The organism is Exiguobacterium sp. H66, assembly GCF_018618705.1.
GTDB lineage: Bacteria > Bacillota > Bacilli > Exiguobacteriales > Exiguobacteriaceae > Exiguobacterium_A > Exiguobacterium_A oxidotolerans.
In genome coordinates this window covers 648808-666202 of sequence record NZ_JACSMQ010000001.1, presented here as the reverse complement: position 1 = coordinate 666202, position 17395 = coordinate 648808, and the positions used below count along the sequence as shown (strand labels likewise).

Below are 17395 nucleotides of genomic sequence, written 5' to 3'. Positions count from 1 at the left end.
CATTCGATTTTATAATGAGCTGCGGTATCAAAAACGATTAAACGGCTTAAGTCCGCTGGAATTCAGGGCTCAAGCCGTTTAAAAAATTTATATTATTTGACCTGTCTACTTGACGGGGAGCAGTTCAGAACGTGCGTTAAACACGCACTTTTCCCCGTAGGAGTCAACGAAACGTGACGCTTTTTAGGGAATACCATGACGGAAATCCAGTCATGCAGACACTTTAGAGCGCAATCCGCCTCGATATCGTATGTTCACGTTTCATAAGAGTTTATCTACACGAAGGCCGGACATCATGTCCGGTCTTTTTTTTTGTATTGATAAAGCTAAAACAATGATTTTTTAACGAGAACTTTTGTTCTTGTTTTTTAGTTATGTTACAGTCTTTGTCATATAACGTTCTGAAATCTGTCTTCATTTCAAAAATAAGTCGTAAATAAGGTTTGAAAACATAAATATGAGCCTTTTGTAACATAATAGTAATAGTAACGACATTTTTTTGTGGTCTATATGTAACGGCACTGCCCCTTTTTGTCATGTATATTAATCTCAGTTAACAAATCGGGAACAATTATGGAGGAGAGATTACATGATGAAACGAATACTCGCTAGTGTTTTAGCAATGTTGTTAGCACTCAGTTCGTTTGCAGGTCTTCAAGCAGAAGCTGCTACTAAAAAGAATGTTAAATCGTCGGTCAATAGCCTAGTTGTTCGTCAAAAAGCAACCACGTCATCGAAAAAATTAGGTCTTCTTTATAAAAATCAAACTTTACCGTACAAAGCAAAAACAGGTAACTGGTACAAAGTAAGCTACAAAGGAAAAACAGCATACTTAAGCGCACGTTATTCAAAGGTCGTCAAGAGCTCGTCTTCTAAAAAACAATCTTCAAGCGGTTGGAAAACACTAACAAACGTCAGTGCGACAGCTTACACGCCGTACGATCCAGGCAGCGGCAACTTGACAGCGATTGGTTGGAACATCAAGAGTTCGAAGAAAAAAGTCGTAGCGGTCGACCCGCGTGTCATCCCGCTTCGTTCGACGGTCAAAGTGTATTATAAAGGGAAATTAAAAGGTACGTACACGGCAGCGGATACAGGTGGAGCCATCAAGGGGAAAAAACTTGATATCTTGTACTACTCGCGCTCAGAAGCATTCAGCTGGGGACGTCGTAACGTCACCGTTAAATTTAAATAAGCACATCTATCCATCGGGCATCGGCTCGATGGATTTTTTTGCGAAAAAAAGCACCCTCGTGAGAAGGTGCGGAGAAAATAATGAATTCAATTACAGACGGACGATCAAAACATCACATTTGGCGTAACGTGTGATGCTTTCAGAGACACTACCGATGAAGAAACGTTCGACGGCATTCAGACCGGTCGCACCACAAATGATTAAATCGACATCATGATTTGGAGCGAGTTTCTTCGCGATCGTGACTTTCGGTGAACCGTACTCGATTGCGACTTCCACATCTTTGACTCCACGTTCTTGCGCCGTTTTGACATATTCGTCTAATAATTCTTTTGCATAAGACTCGGCACGCTCTGTGATTGTGCGGTCATATGCTTCGACAGTCGCGAACGTCCGTGTATCGATGACATGGGCGATGACTAACTTGGCGTCATTTCGAAGTGAGACGTCGATTGCGGTCTCAAATGCACGTTCTGCTTCTTTTGATCCGTCAACTGCTACTAGTACGTTATGATATACGATTGCCATGATGAATCCATCCCTTCGTATTCGGCTGATACTACGTCCTTATTATACCATTCCCACAAATGGAAAGTGTTGAACATTGTTAGAGTTCTAAAAATTGTTCTTCAAACGTGAACATCGTAAGATAGAACAAGGTGAAAGGGGGCGATGCCAAGATGAGGCACGCGTTGATTACAGCAGGAACGAAAGGGCTTGGAGAAATGGTGACACGCCGTCTGTTAGACGAAGGATGGTATGTGACAGCATTGCACCGATCGAAGCCGGAGTTTGAACATGAACGTCTTTATCCAATTCAAGCAGATGTGACGAAACAAACCGAATTGCTTAAAGCAGTAGATGAAGCGATGGAAAAGCATGGGCGGATTGATGCATTGATACTTAATGCGGGACCGTATATTTTTGAACGGAAATCACTCGTCGATTATTCAGACGAAGAGTGGGACGAAGTCGTCGCAGGGAATTTGACGGCGAGCTTTTGGTTACTACGGAAAGTGATTCCAATCATGCGGGAGCAACGCTATGGACGTGTCATCACATATGGTTTTCCGGAAAGTGCGACAGCGCCAGGATGGATTTATCGAGCTGCTTTCGCTGCTGCGAAGAGTGGGATGGTGAGCTTAACGAAAAGTGTTGCGTTAGAAGAGGCGGAGTACGGAATTACGGCGAATATGATCAATCCCGGAAACATCGTCGGAGACAACAAGACGAAGTGGATTGATGAAGCAGTCGCAGACGATCAAACGCCTGTCGGCCGGACCGGTGTCGGGGGCGATATCGCCCGCGCCATTTCATTTTTACTTGCAGAAGATGCGAGTCTGATTACGGGTGCGATTCTCGATGTGACAGGTGGCGTCAACGTCGTTCATCAGTCGCGAAAATAAAAAAGGTTATCTCATCCGAAGAATTCAGTCGGTTGAGATAACCTTTTTTAGTAGATGTTTAGTTGGCTTAGATTGATTGTAAGTGTTTCGGATAGCGCGTCAATGCTTCTGGACCGTCTGCTGTTAAATGAATGTCGTCTTCGATTCGAACGCCACCAACGTCAGGGACGTAGATGCCAGGCTCAAGTGTATAGACGATACCAGGCTCAGCTGTCAGAAGATTATTCGATGCAAGTGACGGGAATTCATGGACGTCGATTCCAAGACCGTGACCAACGCGGTGCGTGAAGTATTCGCCATAACCAGCCTGGTCGATGACGTTCCGTGCCGCTTCGTCGAGTGTACCGAGTGTGATGCCGACACGACTCGCATCTGTCGCTGCTTCAAGCGCGGTTAAAACAGTTTGATACATTTTTTCCTGTTCCGCACTCGGAGTTCCAAAAACGAACGTCCGTGTAATATCAGAGCAGTATCCTTTCCAAACGACACCGAGGTCGAACAAAACGAAATCGCCCTCTTTAATGACGCGGTCGCCAGGGACACCGTGCGGATCAGCGCTGTTTGCACCGAATAAGACGAGTGTATCAAAAGACATTTCGCGGACGCCTTTTTTCTTCATCTCGAATTCGATTTGTGCGATGACTTCGATTTCAGTCACGCCGGGGCGAATTGCATTTTTCCCGATTTCGATTGCTTCGTCTGCGAGTTGAGCGGCTTCGCGCAAAATCGTGATTTCTTCTGAATCTTTTTGGAGGCGTAATGCTTGGAGCTTATCTCCGATATCGAGAATTGCCGCATTTTCCAAACGAGACTCAAGCTCTTTGAAACGGCTGAACGTCATGTGTTCCCCTTCAATCCCGAGTCGGTTGTTTGAGACGGCGAACGAGCCGAGCAATTGCGCGATTTTGTCGAATGGATTTTCATGATCGGCATAAGTGACGACTTCACCATCCCATGGACTTGCTGCTACGATACTTGCTTCGAGTGCTGGGCAGAAGAGTGCTCGTTTTCCATTCGCGTCAACGATGACGGCCATGACACGCTCGTGTGGTTCAGCGTAGACACCAGAAAAATAGAATACACCGGCTTTTGAAGTAATCAAGGCGACATCGATGCCTGATTCTTTTAATACTTGGCTGATTTGATTCGTACGTTCTAACATCTTATTCCCACCTCTCTAATAGTCACTTTTCAGTATAACATCCTTGCTTTTGGAAAACATTTCTCGCAAATCGGACTAGTACACTTTTCATTCTTTCGAGTAGTACAGTATAATGACAGAAGAGTAGAATATAGGAAAAAGAAGGGATACAGCATGCCTACGAAACACGAACAGATCATCCGGCACATTGAAGATCTCGATGTTGGCGCAAAAATATCCGTCCGGCAGATTGCGAAAGATTTAACGGTATCAGAAGGTACGGCATACCGTGCGATTAAAGAAGCCGAAAATCTAGGCTTTGTTTCGACGATTGAACGGGTCGGGACGATCCGCATTAAGAAAAAACAGAAAGAAAATATTGAAAAACTGACGTTTGCAGAAGTTGTCAACATCGTTGATGGACAAGTTCTCGGCGGACGGAACGGTCTACACAAGACGTTAACGAAATTCGTTATCGGTGCGATGAAGTTAGAGGCGATGATGCGATACATCGACGTCGATAGTCTCGTTATCATCGGTAACCGAGAAAAGGCGCATGAACTGGTTCTCGAGGCGGGAGCGGCAGTCTTAATCACAGGCGGTTTCGATACGACGGAAGATGCGAAGCGCTTGGCAGATGAAATGGAACTTCCTATCATTTCGACGTCGTACGATACGTTTACGGTTGCGACGATGATTAACCGGGCGATTTACGATCGCCTGATCAAAAAGGAGATTTTGCTCGTTTCCGATATTTTGATTCCGTTGCATGATACCTTTTATTTACAGACAAACGACCCGATTTCAAGATGGCATGAATTGAACGAACAGACGAAACACAATCGGTATCCTGTCATCGATGAACAGATGAAGGTCGTCGGCGTTGTCACGGCGAAAGACATCATTGACCGACCGCATGATTGGCCGGTTGAAAAAGTCATGACCCGCCATCCGATCACGGTCGGTATTCGGACGAGCGTGACGAACTCGGCGCACCAGATGGTTTGGGAAGGGATCGAAATGTTGCCGGTCATCGACCAGTATGGCAGGTTGCTAGGCATCATCAGTCGGCAAGATGTCTTGAAGGCGCTCCAACTCGCAAATCGTCAGCCGCAAGTCGGCGAAACGTTTGATGATTTGATTACAGGGCAAATCAAGACGGCCGAAGATGACCGGGGACAGTATTTGTCGCTTGAAGTCTCACCGCAGATGACGAATTTCATGGGGACGGCGTCGAGTGGCGTCTTGACGACGCTGCTCGTCGAGGGTGCGACACGGATGTTGCGGCATATGAAGAAGGGTGACCTCGTCATCGAAAATGTCAGCATCTACTTCATCAAGCCGGTCCAGATTGAGAGTACGATTACGATTCGGGCGAATGTATTTGATGTCGGCCGAAAGTTCGGGAAAGTCGACGTCGAGATGTACCAAGGCACCCAAATTGTAGCGAAGGCACTCGTGACCTCACAATTGATCGACCGATAAATGACCAAATAAAAAAGACGGAGAAGCCGTCTTTTTTACGATTGTTCCATTTCGCGAACAACATAAGGGTAAATTTTTCGATAACGAATGAAACCAGCGATGAATGAGGCGAGACCAACTGCGATTAAAATCGAGCAGACGATTTTACCCGTCAACGTCGTCAATCCGTCGCCAGACAGAAATTGATTGGCTGCGAACAAGATGACGAATAGGCTGAGCCAAATGCTTGCTTGGGTGTTAAATAAAAATTTCCGATTCGTACTCTTCGTATGGAATGCACGACGCTTAGCGAGTAAATAGCCTCCTAGCGACAAGACGATTAACAAGATTAGAACGAATTGCATGGGGATGACCTTCCTTTCTTTTTCGTATCTGTTTGTATCATATCAATATTTAGAGGAGCTGTGCACTGTGAAAGAACAAATCAGACAATTGATTGAAGACGCATCGACGATTATTATTCATCGGCATGAACGACCGGATCCGGATGCGCTTGGAAGCCAGTTCGGGTTACGTGAAGTCTTGCAGCAACAATTTCCGGAGAAAAAAATCTACGCCGTCGGTGAGATGGCAGACTCCCTATCGTTCATGGGGACGCTCGACGCAGTGGAACCGAAAATGTATGAAGAAGCACTCGTCGTCATTTTAGATACGGCGAATGAAGTACGAATCGACGGTCATGTTGCGATGACAGGGCGTCACGTCATTAAGATTGATCATCACCCGGACGAAGATGCTTATGCAAAAGTCCAACTCGTCGATCCGACCGTCAGTTCGACATCGGAATTACTTGTCCATCTGTTGAATGACTGGGGATATCCTATCCCGGCGGCAGCGGCGATTCAATTTTATGCAGGAATCGTCGGGGATACAGGACGCTTCCAATTTAGAGGGACGACGAGCAAAACGTTTGCCGTCGCAGCACAACTGCTTGATCTCGAAATCGATACAGATTGGCTCTATCGCAACATGTATCAAACGGAACTCGTTGCACTTCATTTGCAAGGATATGTCCTGCAACATATCCAGTTGACGGATGCAGGCGTCGGTTATGTCGTCTTGACGCAAGAGACGTTAAAACGTTTCGATGCGACGGTCGAACAAGCTTCATTGCTCGTCAATAGTTTTGCCGGCCTTAAAGGAATGAAGAGTTGGGCGTTATTCCTCGAGACGGAAAAAGAGGTCCGCGTGCGTATTCGTTCAAAAGGACCCGTCATCAACGAAGTAGCGAAGGAGTTCCGGGGCGGTGGACATCCGATGGCGTCCGGCGCGACAATCGATCACTTGTCAGAAGTGGATCAAGTCGTCGCCCGTCTCGACGCAGTCGCACGAGACTTCCGCTTCGAATGAAAAGAGGCTGCTCGCTATCATCCAGATTCGGATACATAGCGGACAGCCTTTTGTGGTCTCAGTGCGTCGTTGTCTCTTCTTGCGGAATAAACCAAATTCCGCGTTCTGTATGGTCTTCGATGACATTGAGTTCTAACTCTTTAACAGACTTCCGAATGCGTTCGGCGATTTCTTCTGTTTCAGTAAAGGCAGTGACACCGAGTTTGAGTTGCTCGACTTTTTCACGGGCAATCTGGCTACGATTTAAAATCATCAGAAACACTCCTTCCTTCCGCGTCATGATATTTCTATACTTATTGTATCGAATATTGAGTAAGAAGGCGATAGTCAGGAGTCGCTAGATATGAATGTTCTGAAAACTTTTACCATGCAAAAACTTATAATGGATGAAAGAAGTAGAAAAGGAGGGAGGAAATATGATGCAATTGAACGTACGAACGGCCTACAGCCCATTGCAGAGTATGATTCGTCTATCACCGTATCTCGACGAGTTGAAGCGAAGGGGAGCCTCAACTGCGGCGATTTGCGAGACGACGCTAACGGGGGTTCCGGCGTTCGTTTCTGAATGTCAAAAACGGGATTTGCTTCCGGTCGTCGGTTATGAACAAGACATGAAGGAAATCGATGAATTCAATATTTTATGGTATGCCAAAACAGGTCGGGGATTACAGATGTTATACCGATTAGCCAGTGGACAGGAAACAGAGGAGTGCAGCGAATTAATCGCAATCCTTGAGCCGAAACGTCAAGCGACAGAAGATGAAACGCGACTTCGGCGTCAAGTCGTGAATTGGATGGGGTATGCCAAAAATGCGACGGTCTATTTAGGTGTGAAAATGGCGCGCTCGACTGTCGAACGGGACAGCAGGGAGCGTTACCGGGTAGTTGCCCAAGAGTTAGGACTTGAAACCATCCCGATCGATCCTGTCCGCTACTTGCGTCGTGACGACGCAGATGCCTACCAAGCACTCCGGGCGATTGACGAAGGGACACCGTTTCAAGAACAAAAAGTGAATCGACAAGCACATCTCAAGTCGGATGAAGAATTACGCGAACATTTTACCGAGCACGAACAACGTCTCTTGAAACAGTGGGCGCAGACGCAAGAAACACTTACATTACCGAAACAGTCGAGACCGTTGCCACGTGTCGTGGATGACTCAATGGGGAAACTACGTGAGCTTGCGCATGACGGATTACTGGCACACGGTCTAGTTGATGAGACTGCGGAGGCGAGACTCCGTTACGAGCTCGACGTCATCGAAACAACTGGATTTGCTGACTACTTTTTAATCGTCGAGGATTTAGTACGGCATGCGAAAGCGGTCGGCATTCGTGTCGGTCCTGGACGTGGGTCGGCTGCCGGGTCGCTCGTCAGTTATACATTAGGCATTACGACGGTTGATCCGTTGAAATATGGGTTGCTGTTCGAACGTTTCTTAAACCCAGAACGCATCACGATGCCGGATATCGATATCGATATTGAGGACGAACGCCGCGAGGAGCTACTGGATTATCTCGTTGACCGATATGGTCGAAGTCACGTCGGTCAAATCGGGACGTTGTCGACCCTTGGTGCAAAAGCATCACTTCGAGATGTCGCCCGTGTCCTCGAGTTTTCAAAAGATGAGACGGATGCTGCGGCGAAGCAAATCGCTAAAGAAACGACCTTACAAGGAATCGAACAAAAGCAAACCATCTACCGCTGGTTCTCCGGAAGTGAGAAGCGGCGCCAATTGTTACACCTCGCCCAAACAATCGAAGGATTGCCAAGACAGCGGTCGATTCATGCAGCCGGTGTCGTCATCGGCTCGGAAGACTTGATTGAGACGACGCCGCTCGATACAGGATCGAGCGAGCGGTTCGTCACCCAATATTTGATGAAAGCACTCGAACAACAAGGTCTCTTGAAAATCGATTTACTAGGACTCAGGAATTTGACGCGTCTTCGACAAATGGAACAGTTGATTCGGCGGGAACGTCCCGATTTTTCGATGGAAGAGCTTCCGGAAGAAGATTCGGCAACCCTGCGTTTATTTGCACGAGGGGATACGGATTATATCTTCCAGTTTGAATCGAACGGGATGAAGCAGACGTTACGTGAAGTCAAACCGACCCGTTTTGAAGATTTAGTCGCGACGATGTCACTCTTTCGGCCGGGGCCGATGAAATTCATCGATCTATATGCGAAACGAAAGGCGGGACAACCTTATCAAACGGTTCATCCGATTTTAGCGGAAGTACTAGAGACGACATACGGTGTCATCGTCTATCAAGAGCAAATCATGGAAATCACGCGTCGGGTCGCCGGATTTACACTGGCGCAAGCAGATTTATTACGTCGGGCGATATCGAAAAAAAATAGTGCGTCGGTCGAATCAGAGAAAGTGCGTTTTTTAGAAGGTGCCGTTCAGAATGGTCTTGCGCAAACGACTGCTGAGACACTGTATGATCAAATCGAACGTTTCGCGGGCTATGGCTTTAACCGGAGTCACGCAGTCGCCTATACGAAGATTAGTTATGCGTTAGGTTATATGAAAGCTCACTATCCACAAGTTTTTTCCCTTGTGTCGATCGATCAACCGGAACGACTCGTCCGGGCGATGCGGGACAAGCGTTTGCCTGCCTTACCACCTGATATTTGGATTTCAGACTATCGTTCGACTTTGGAAGGAAAAGGCATCCGACTCGGGATTCAAGTGTTACGTGGAATATCGGAACGCGATTTCAAAGCTTTGAAAGAAGCAGCGAAATCATCGCAGACAATCACGACGTTACTGACGACCGTCGGCTGGGGAAAAAAAGAACGCGCTAAAATCGAATTGTTACTCTATGGTGGAGCATTCGACCGTGCGACACATGGCGACCGCGGACTGGCAGAACAAGAAGTCCTTGATTACTTTACGATGGCTTCGAATACGTTGTTACCGGACGAATTAGCAAGCCTCGGTAAGCGGGCAACGACAAAGGCCGTCACACGTACTGCGACGGACTGGGCGCGGCTCGAACGTGAAGCACTTGGATTCTGGTTAACCTACTCACCTTTGATGACAGCGATGACACCCCAAGTCGAGACGACGCATTTTCATGATGTTTCAAGCGAGATGGAAGAATCCGTTTACCTTGTGTGTTATATCGAGCAGCTGCGGGAATTTAAGACGAAACGTGCACAATCAATGGGCGTCATGCAAGCCGTTGATGGGTATTCGAACGAAGAGGTCGTCATTTTCCCGAAACAGTACGACATGTATAAACGATCGTTGTATGTCGGAAACGTGTTGTTGATCGAAGTGAAGGTGCAAGACCGGGCAGGTGAACGGCAGTTCGTTTTAGAGCGGTTGCGTCCGCTTGGTCAAGATGTCTTGTTCATCAAGTTACCTTCTAAAAATGAGCTGGCTCCTCTTGAACGTGTACTTGAAATCGCACCGGGTGACATTCCGGTCGTCGTCCGCTATGCTGACACGAACGAAACAAAGACGTTGCCGGGTTTATATGCGATTCGTCATGAAGAAGAGCTGTTCGCGCAATTACGGATTCAATTTGGTGAAGCGAACATCATCTTAAAAAATGTCCCCCGATCAAACTAGTAGTAGGTAATAAGATTTGTTATAATAAGGGGTAATTGGTCTGACCAATGCCACCTGATTTTATGTAATGACGGGTACGTCAGAAAGGTGGTGCCGTAAAAATGGAGAAAAAGCGAAACGCTTTTGAAATGAACATCGCGGCAATTAAATTGATGATTGAGCAGGATGGATTAGTTCCGGGAGATCGGATCCCATCTGAACGTGAGTTGGCTGAGCGACTAGCAATCAGCCGACCGTCCGTCAGGGAAGCATTGCGAACGCTTGCTTATCTCGGAATCATTGAGACGAGACATGGTGGAGGAAGCTTTCTTTTAAATCGTGACGACCATACCTATATTCAAATCATTGCCCAATTTTTAGTGACCGGCGACTCGAAATTTGAAGATTTAGCAGGAACACTTCGCTTACTTGAACAATCTGCTATTGCCCAGTTGGACGATTATACGTTTCTGGAAGAACATCTCGATTCAGATACTGCGTTTCGAGAAACGTTGATCAATACGGTGAAAAATGATTTGTTCGAGCGGATTTGGAGACAAGTGAATGCATTTTATCAAAGTTTTGGTCAAGGGGAACTCTATACGCGAGCGGAACGGGAAGCACTCCTGAAACGCTCTTAGGAACTACAAGGGGGAACTAACGTGCAAGCATTTTTTCGAAAACCTAAAAAGTTCGTGACGTTGACGACGAAAGAGCAACGGGTCGACGTCCCAGTCGGACTGATGACGAAATGTCCAAAATGTAAATTAATCCAATATACGAAACAACTTGAAGCCAACTTGCGTGTCTGTACATGTGGATATCACCATCCTTTGACGGCGCAGGAACGTTTTTCGCAACTATTTGATGACGGTAGCATCACATATTTTGATCTTCCGAACGTAAAAGCAGACCCGCTTCAATTTCAAGATTATCCAGAAAAATTGAAGGGCGATCAAGTGCGGACAGGTCTTGAAGAAGCCATCGTCTGTGGTGTCGGGACGGTGGATGGTTATCCACTCGTTGCGTGTGTGATGGATGCTCGCTTTCGGATGGGTTCGATGGGGGCGGCAGTTGGAGCAGCGATTGCAGAAGCAGTCCGGTATGCAACGAAACACCGATTGCCTGTAACGATTTTCTCTGCTTCAGGTGGGGCACGGATGCAAGAAGGCATGGTCAGTTTAATGCAAATGGCGAAGTCGAGTTTATTCCTGAAGCAACATTCGGATGCCGGACTCCTCTACATCTCATGCATGACTCATCCGACGACAGGTGGTGTCTCAGCTAGTTTTGCGATGCTTGGAGACTACAACATTGCAGAGCCGGGTGCGTTGATTGGATTTGCAGGACGACGGATTATCGAACAAACGATTCGAGAAAAATTGCCGGAAGATTTTCAGACGTCGGAATTTCTACTACAAGCGGGTCAACTCGATGATGTCGTATCACGACACGATTTGAAGACCTACTATAAACGAATTCTGATGATGCACGCGGAGGGAACAAATCATGCAACCATTTGATCAACCAGTCATCGCGTTACGCGAGAAAATATTAGAACTTCACGACATGGCGGAAACGCAAGGTCTCGATTTTAAAGAAGAGCTGAATTTGCTCGAAGAACGATTACGTCGATTAGAACTCGATATTTATGGGAATATGAAAGCGTGGAACCGTGTGCAGTTGGCACGTCATCCTGAACGACCGACGACCCTTGATTATGTCGAGCGGATTTGTGACGACTTCATCGAACTTCATGGCGACCGGCATGGATATGATGATGCTGCAATCGTTGGTGGAATCGCGATGCTGAACGGTCGACCTGTAACAATCATCGGCCATCAGCGTGGTAAGGATACGAAAGAAAATATCCGCCGAAACTTTGGAATGCCTCATCCGGAAGGATATCGAAAAGCACTCCGACTCATGCAACAAGCCGTGAAGTTCAACCGTCCAATCATTACGTTCATCGATACGAAAGGGGCTTACCCGGGTCGTGCAGCGGAAGAGCGCGGCCAAAGCGAGGCGATCGCGAAAAATCTCTTTGAAATGGCTGGCATGGAAGTGCCGATCATCTCGATCGTCATTGGCGAAGGCGGTTCTGGTGGAGCGCTTGGTATCGGTGTATGTGATGAACTGTTGATGCTCGAAAACTCAACGTACTCTGTCATATCACCTGAAGGTGCAGCTGCTTTGCTTTGGAAAGATGCAAGTCTTGCAGAACAAGCGGCGGAATCAATGCGAATTACTGCACCCGATTTATTGCGTCTAGGGATTGCGGATGCAATCATTCCTGAAGTCATTGGTGGAGCACACTTAGATGTTTCATTACAGGCGGACAAATTAAAAGTTGTACTAGAACAGAAGCTTGCGTATCTTACACAGTTAACATCAGAACAGCTGATTGAGAAGCGCACAGAAAAATATCACCGGATTGGCACATAAGGGGCATGTAATCGCTATCATGGTTGGGATTCCTTATTTCGTGATAGGCTGAACAAACTGTCTGTTCAAGTTTATGCAATCTGCCTTGTTGTAAAACAAGAAAACAACGTGCTATTTTAGATTCAGATTAATAGAGAGGTGATTAACGTGAGTTTAAAACGGATTGCTGTCTTAACAAGTGGTGGAGATGCACCCGGGATGAATGCTGCGGTGCGTGCTGTTACACGTAAAGCAATTTTTCATGGCCTAGAAGTATTTGGTGTCTACAATGGATATCAAGGTTTAATCAATGGAGATCTCGTCCAATTGAACCTTGGGTCAGTTGGGGACATTATTCAGCGTGGAGGAACGTTCCTTCGTTCAGCTCGCTGTCCTGAGTTCCGCACAGAAGAAGGACGTGCGAAAGCAGTCGTCAACTTGAAGAAATTCGAAATTGACGCACTTGTCGTCGTAGGTGGCGACGGGTCGTACCGTGGTGCTCAAAAACTGACGGGACTTGGTTTCCCGACAATCGGTCTTCCGGGAACGATTGATAATGATATTCCAGGAACGGATTATACGATTGGATTTGATACAGCGCTCAATACAGCGCTCGAAGCAATCGATAAAATCCGGGATACGGCATCTTCGCATGAACGGACATATGTCATCGAAGTCATGGGTCGTGATGCTGGAGATATCGCACTCTATGCTGGATTAGCAGGTGGGGCGGAGTCGATTCTTGTTCCAGAGCGTCCAGAAGATTTAAAAGAAGTCCTCGATCGTATTCAAAGTGGTGTCAATCGTGGTAAAAAACACTCGATCGTCATCGTCGCTGAAGGTGCAGGTCGGGCGCAAGATGTTGGGGATCAAATCGCGAAAGAAACAGGGCTTGATACACGCGTTACCGTGTTAGGTCATGTTCAACGTGGAGGAGCGCCAACAGCTGCTGACCGCGTACTTGCGAGCCGGATGGGCGCTTACGCAATCGACATTTTACTTGAAGGTAAACAGGGACGTGTTGTTGGCGTTCGGGGTGGTAAAATGATGGATCTTGATATTGACGAAGCATTAGATGAAAACAAACATGTACTCGATCTTGATATCTTAGAATTGTCGAAACAACTCTCAATCTAATATATCTTTAATACTCGAGGTTATTTTGGTTAGGTTTATTGGCACTGTTGACAAACGGCCAAACATTGTAGGAGGTTTATGGAATATGCGCAGAACTAAAATTGTATGTACGATTGGACCGGCGTCAGAAAAACGTCTTCCAGAAATGATTGAAGCAGGAATGAACGTCGCTCGTTTGAACTTCTCACACGGTGACTATGAAGAACACGGCGCACGAATCACGGATATCCGTCGCGCAGCTGAAGAAGCAAACAAATTAGTAACAATCCTTTTAGATACAAAAGGTCCTGAAATTCGGACGCATACGTTTGAAGAAGGAAAAGCGCTTCTCGTCCGTGGCAAACAAGTCATCGTCGTCAGCGGTGATGCAAATGAAATCGTCGGTACAGCAGATAAATTCTCTGTGACATATGATGGTTTGTATGATGATGTCGAAGTCGGTTCGATGATCATGTTAGACGATGGATTAATCGGACTTCGTGTTGCGGAGAAACTTGCGAACCGTGAACTTCTTTGTGACATCGAAAACGAAGGTATCATCAAAACGAAAAAAGGTGTTAACTTACCGAACGTAAAAGTTAACCTACCTGCTTTGACAGATAAAGATATCGCAGACATCGAGTTCGGAATCAAGAGTGACATCGATTTAATCGCTGCTTCATTCGTCCGTCGTGCGTCTGACGTTGTGGCGATTCGTCAATTACTTGAAAAACACAACGCGAGCCACATTAAAATCTTCCCGAAAATCGAAAACCAAGAAGGTTTTGACAATATCGAAGAAATCATCGCGATTTCAGACGGTTTGATGGTTGCACGTGGTGATCTTGGAATCGAGATTCCGACTGAAGAAGTAACACCAGCTCAAAAAGACCTCATCAAAATTTGTAATCACTATGGTAAACCAGTCATCACAGCAACACAGATGCTTGATTCGATGCAACGTTTCCCACGTCCGACACGTGCCGAAGCATCAGACGTCGCGAATGCGATTCTTGATGGAACGGATGCAATCATGCTTTCAGGCGAAACAGCAGCAGGGGATTACCCGATCGAGTCTGTTCAAATGATGCATACGATTGCGAAGCGGACAGAAAAAATGCTCGACTACAAAAAATTATTGAAAGATCGTCAAACGCGTAGTGAGCACACGGTGACGGATGCAATCGCTCAAGCGGTTACGCATACATCAATCAACTTGGACGCAAAAGCAATCTTGACGCCGACACAATCAGGCTACACGGCATCACGGATTTCAAAATACCGTCCAGAGGCGAACATCGTTGCGGTCACACCAAGCGCGCGTGTTGCGCGTCAGTTGAATATCGTCTGGGGTGTGTATCCAATCGTCGTTGATCATCTCTCGGACAACACGGATGATATGTTGACACTTGCTGCCGATACAGCAAAAGATGCTGGATTCGTCACAGACGGTGACCTCGTCGTCATCTCTGCTGGGATTCCTGCTCTGACTGCCGGTACAACGAACATGTTGAAAATTCATATCGTTGGTAAAGAAATCGCGAACGGTCGCGGAATCGGCGAACGTGGTGTCGTTGGCGAAGTCGTCATCGCGCACACAGCTGAAGAAGCAAACGCGAAAGCAAAAAAAGGTATGATTCTTGTTACGAACTCAACAGATCGTGACATGATGCCTGCAATCGAGTTAGCAGCTGCAATGATCACAGTAGATGGCGGATTGACAAGCCATGCTGGTATCGTAGGTCCTTCACTCGGCAAACCAGTCATCGTCGGTGTTGAAAATGCTTTGACAATCTTTACAGATGGTCAAATGATTTCAATCGATCCATTGACAGGGAAATTGTACAACGCATAATCAATGAAACGGATATGGCGAAAGCCATGTCCGTTTTTTCGAAACATGGGGGTCGTCATGGAAGCCTATCTCTTTTTAATTGGTCTCGTTTTAATCGGAGTCATTGCGCAAAATAAGTCACTCATCATCGCAGCTGCCTTCTTGTTAATCGTCAAAGCGATTGGATTAGATAGTCGCCTCTTCCCATCGTTGCAGGCGAAGGGGATCACCTGGGGCGTGACATTGATCACGGCTGCAATTCTCGTGCCGATTGCGGCAGGGGACATCGGGTTTAAGGAATTGTTAAACAGCATCCGGGGTCATATCGGAATCATTTCATTTTTAGCGGGAATATTCGTCGCAATCGTTGCTGCCCACGGGGTCGGTTTGATGAAGGAAGATCCACTCGTCACAACGGCACTGCTTGCCGGAACAATTCTTGCGGTCGGTTTATTCAGAGGTGTTCCCGTAGGTCCATTGATAGGAGCAGGAATCGCTGCACTCGTCATTGGAATGTGGGATGTTATATCAAAAGCATTTAGTGGCTAAGTGACTTAAATGAACGCAAACGAATTAATTTTTTGATAATAGTATGCAAGTTCGTTCACTTTTTGGTTAATTTTGTTTATACTAAGGACAGAAACAAGATGGTCTATTCAAGAACAAGCGATTCAGCAAGGGGATTTCTTGAGTAGACGTCTTTTTTTCAATACGGAAATGAAAGCGTTTTAAATTTCTGGGGGAAAAAAAGGGGGATTTTTACATGACTCAAACAAAAGGGTTAGAAGGAATCGTCGCGACAGCATCGAAGATTAGTTCGATTATCGATGGTCAGTTGACGTATGGTGGTTATACAATTGATGATTTGGCGGAGCACGCCTCATTTGAAGAAGTCGTCTTCTTACTTTGGAACGATCGTTTGCCAAAAGAAGATGAGTTAAAGCAACTTTCAGAAGCTTTAATTACTGAAGCAGAAGTTGCACCGGCTGTACTTGAGACGTTAAAAGTAGCTCCGAAAACAGCGAATGCGATGGCAGCCATCCGAACTGCTTTATCACAGCTTGCATTGTATGATGAGTCTGCTGAAGATATGTCGACAGAGGCGAACTACGCTAAAGCCATCAAACTCCAAGCACAAATCGCGACGCTCGTAACGGCGTACGCGCGTATTAAGAAGGGGCACGATCCGATTGCACCAAAATCCGGTCTTTCGTACGCTGCGAACTTCCTGTATATGTTGACAGGTGAAGAGCCGACGGAAGTTGCTGAAAAAGCATTCAACCAAGCGCTTGTGCTTCACGCCGATCATGAGTTGAACGCCTCGACGTTCACAGCACGTGTTTGTGTCGCGACACTTTCTGATGTCTATTCAGGTGTGACGGCAGCAATGGGTGCACTCAAAGGTCCACTTCATGGTGGAGCGAACGAAGCGGTCATGAAAATGTTGACTGAAATTGATTCGGTTGAAAAGGTTGACGAGTATGTTCATAATAAACTTAAGAACAAGGAAAAAATCATGGGCTTCGGTCATCGTGTTTATAAAGATGGTGATCCACGCGCGAAGCACCTTCAAGAGATGAGCCGTCAATTGACTGCTCAAATCGGGGAGCCGAAATGGTATGAGATGTCAGTTAAGGTTGACGAAATCGTCCAGTCGGAAAAAGGATTGAAACCAAATGTTGATTTCTATTCTGCTTCTACGTACCATGCACTTGGTCTTGATACAGAATTGTTTACACCAATCTTTGCTGTTAGTCGGATGTCAGGTTGGTTAGCGCACATTTTAGAGCAATATAGTGACAATCGCCTCATTCGCCCACGCGCAGATTATATTGGTGAAACGCACCGGACATACGTGTCTATGAACGAACGTTAAGC

At 46.4% G+C, this 17395-nt stretch carries 16 protein-coding genes; 12 read left to right on the top strand and 4 right to left on the bottom strand.

Features of this window, described 5'->3' with window-relative positions; all coding sequences use genetic code 11:
- Positions 1 to 589 precede the first annotated feature (589 nt).
- Complete coding sequence (locus KNP88_RS03340) at positions 590 to 1195, top strand: 3D domain-containing protein (protein WP_029331158.1); 606 nt, start codon at positions 590 to 592, stop codon at positions 1193 to 1195.
- A 90-nt stretch (positions 1196 to 1285) separates the two neighbouring features.
- On the opposite strand, the gene KNP88_RS03335 is transcribed toward KNP88_RS03340, so the two are convergent.
- Complete coding sequence (locus KNP88_RS03335) at positions 1286 to 1723, bottom strand: universal stress protein (protein WP_088837618.1); 438 nt, start codon at positions 1721 to 1723, stop codon at positions 1286 to 1288.
- 152 nt (positions 1724 to 1875) lie between these two features.
- On the opposite strand from KNP88_RS03335, the gene KNP88_RS03330 reads away from it, so the two are divergent.
- Positions 1876 to 2601 (top strand): SDR family oxidoreductase, encoded by a 726-nt coding sequence (locus tag KNP88_RS03330; RefSeq protein ID WP_214892252.1) that lies wholly within the window; start codon positions 1876 to 1878, stop codon positions 2599 to 2601.
- A gap of 67 nt (positions 2602 to 2668) precedes the next feature.
- Here the strand turns inward: KNP88_RS03330 and KNP88_RS03325 are convergent, their stop codons facing one another.
- Positions 2669 to 3763 carry a M24 family metallopeptidase gene (locus KNP88_RS03325; protein ID WP_214892251.1) on the bottom strand — a complete coding sequence of 365 codons (1095 nt, stop codon included), beginning with the start codon at positions 3761 to 3763 and terminating at the stop codon, positions 2669 to 2671.
- Between the two features lie 153 nt (positions 3764 to 3916).
- Here KNP88_RS03325 and KNP88_RS03320 point away from each other — a divergent pair, with 153 nt between their 5' ends.
- Positions 3917 to 5227 (top strand): DRTGG domain-containing protein, encoded by a 1311-nt coding sequence (locus KNP88_RS03320; protein ID WP_029331154.1) that lies wholly within the window; start codon positions 3917 to 3919, stop codon positions 5225 to 5227.
- Between the two features lie 35 nt (positions 5228 to 5262).
- Here KNP88_RS03320 and KNP88_RS03315 read toward each other — a convergent pair whose 3' ends face one another.
- Positions 5263 to 5571: a YtpI family protein gene (locus KNP88_RS03315; RefSeq protein WP_088837614.1), complete on the bottom strand. Its 309-nt coding sequence runs from the start codon at positions 5569 to 5571 to the stop codon at positions 5263 to 5265.
- A 67-nt stretch (positions 5572 to 5638) separates the two neighbouring features.
- Here KNP88_RS03315 and KNP88_RS03310 point away from each other — a divergent pair, with 67 nt between their 5' ends.
- On the top strand, positions 5639 to 6577 hold the full coding sequence (locus KNP88_RS03310; RefSeq protein ID WP_214892250.1) for a DHH family phosphoesterase: 939 nt from the start codon (positions 5639 to 5641) through the stop codon (positions 6575 to 6577).
- Between the two features lie 58 nt (positions 6578 to 6635).
- Here the strand turns inward: KNP88_RS03310 and KNP88_RS03305 are convergent, their stop codons facing one another.
- The gene (locus KNP88_RS03305; RefSeq protein WP_088837612.1) at positions 6636 to 6830 is read right to left on the bottom strand and encodes a YtzJ family protein; all 195 of its coding nucleotides are present in this window, start codon (positions 6828 to 6830) and stop codon (positions 6636 to 6638) included.
- A gap of 163 nt (positions 6831 to 6993) precedes the next feature.
- Between KNP88_RS03305 and dnaE the strand changes: the two genes are divergently transcribed.
- The 8 genes from dnaE (at position 6994) to citZ (ending at position 17393) form a co-directional block, all read left to right on the top strand.
- Positions 6994 to 10164, top strand: a complete 3171-nt coding sequence (gene dnaE / locus KNP88_RS03300; RefSeq protein WP_214892249.1) for a DNA polymerase III subunit alpha — start codon at positions 6994 to 6996, stop codon at positions 10162 to 10164.
- 101 nt (positions 10165 to 10265) lie between these two features.
- Positions 10266 to 10784, top strand: a complete 519-nt coding sequence (locus tag KNP88_RS03295) for a FadR/GntR family transcriptional regulator (protein ID WP_029331149.1) — start codon at positions 10266 to 10268, stop codon at positions 10782 to 10784.
- A gap of 21 nt (positions 10785 to 10805) precedes the next feature.
- Positions 10806 to 11666: an acetyl-CoA carboxylase, carboxyltransferase subunit beta gene (gene accD / locus KNP88_RS03290; RefSeq protein WP_088837609.1), complete on the top strand. Its 861-nt coding sequence runs from the start codon at positions 10806 to 10808 to the stop codon at positions 11664 to 11666.
- Entirely contained in the window at positions 11653 to 12588 is a 936-nt protein-coding gene (gene accA / locus KNP88_RS03285; RefSeq protein ID WP_029331147.1) for an acetyl-CoA carboxylase carboxyl transferase subunit alpha, read from the top strand. Before accD ends, accA begins: the two co-directional genes overlap by 14 nt.
- Positions 12589 to 12735: 147 nt before the next feature.
- Positions 12736 to 13704, top strand: coding sequence for a 6-phosphofructokinase (gene pfkA / locus KNP88_RS03280; protein ID WP_088837608.1), 969 nt, complete (start codon positions 12736 to 12738; stop codon positions 13702 to 13704).
- An 85-nt stretch (positions 13705 to 13789) separates the two neighbouring features.
- Positions 13790 to 15538, top strand: a complete 1749-nt coding sequence (pyk, locus tag KNP88_RS03275) for a pyruvate kinase (RefSeq protein ID WP_088837607.1) — start codon at positions 13790 to 13792, stop codon at positions 15536 to 15538.
- 57 nt (positions 15539 to 15595) lie between these two features.
- A complete protein-coding gene (locus tag KNP88_RS03270) occupies positions 15596 to 16066 on the top strand; it encodes a DUF441 domain-containing protein (protein ID WP_029331144.1) in 471 nt (156 codons plus the stop codon).
- A 214-nt stretch (positions 16067 to 16280) separates the two neighbouring features.
- Positions 16281 to 17393, top strand: a complete 1113-nt coding sequence (gene citZ, locus KNP88_RS03265) for a citrate synthase (RefSeq protein ID WP_088837606.1) — start codon at positions 16281 to 16283, stop codon at positions 17391 to 17393.
- Positions 17394 to 17395 lie beyond the last annotated feature (2 nt).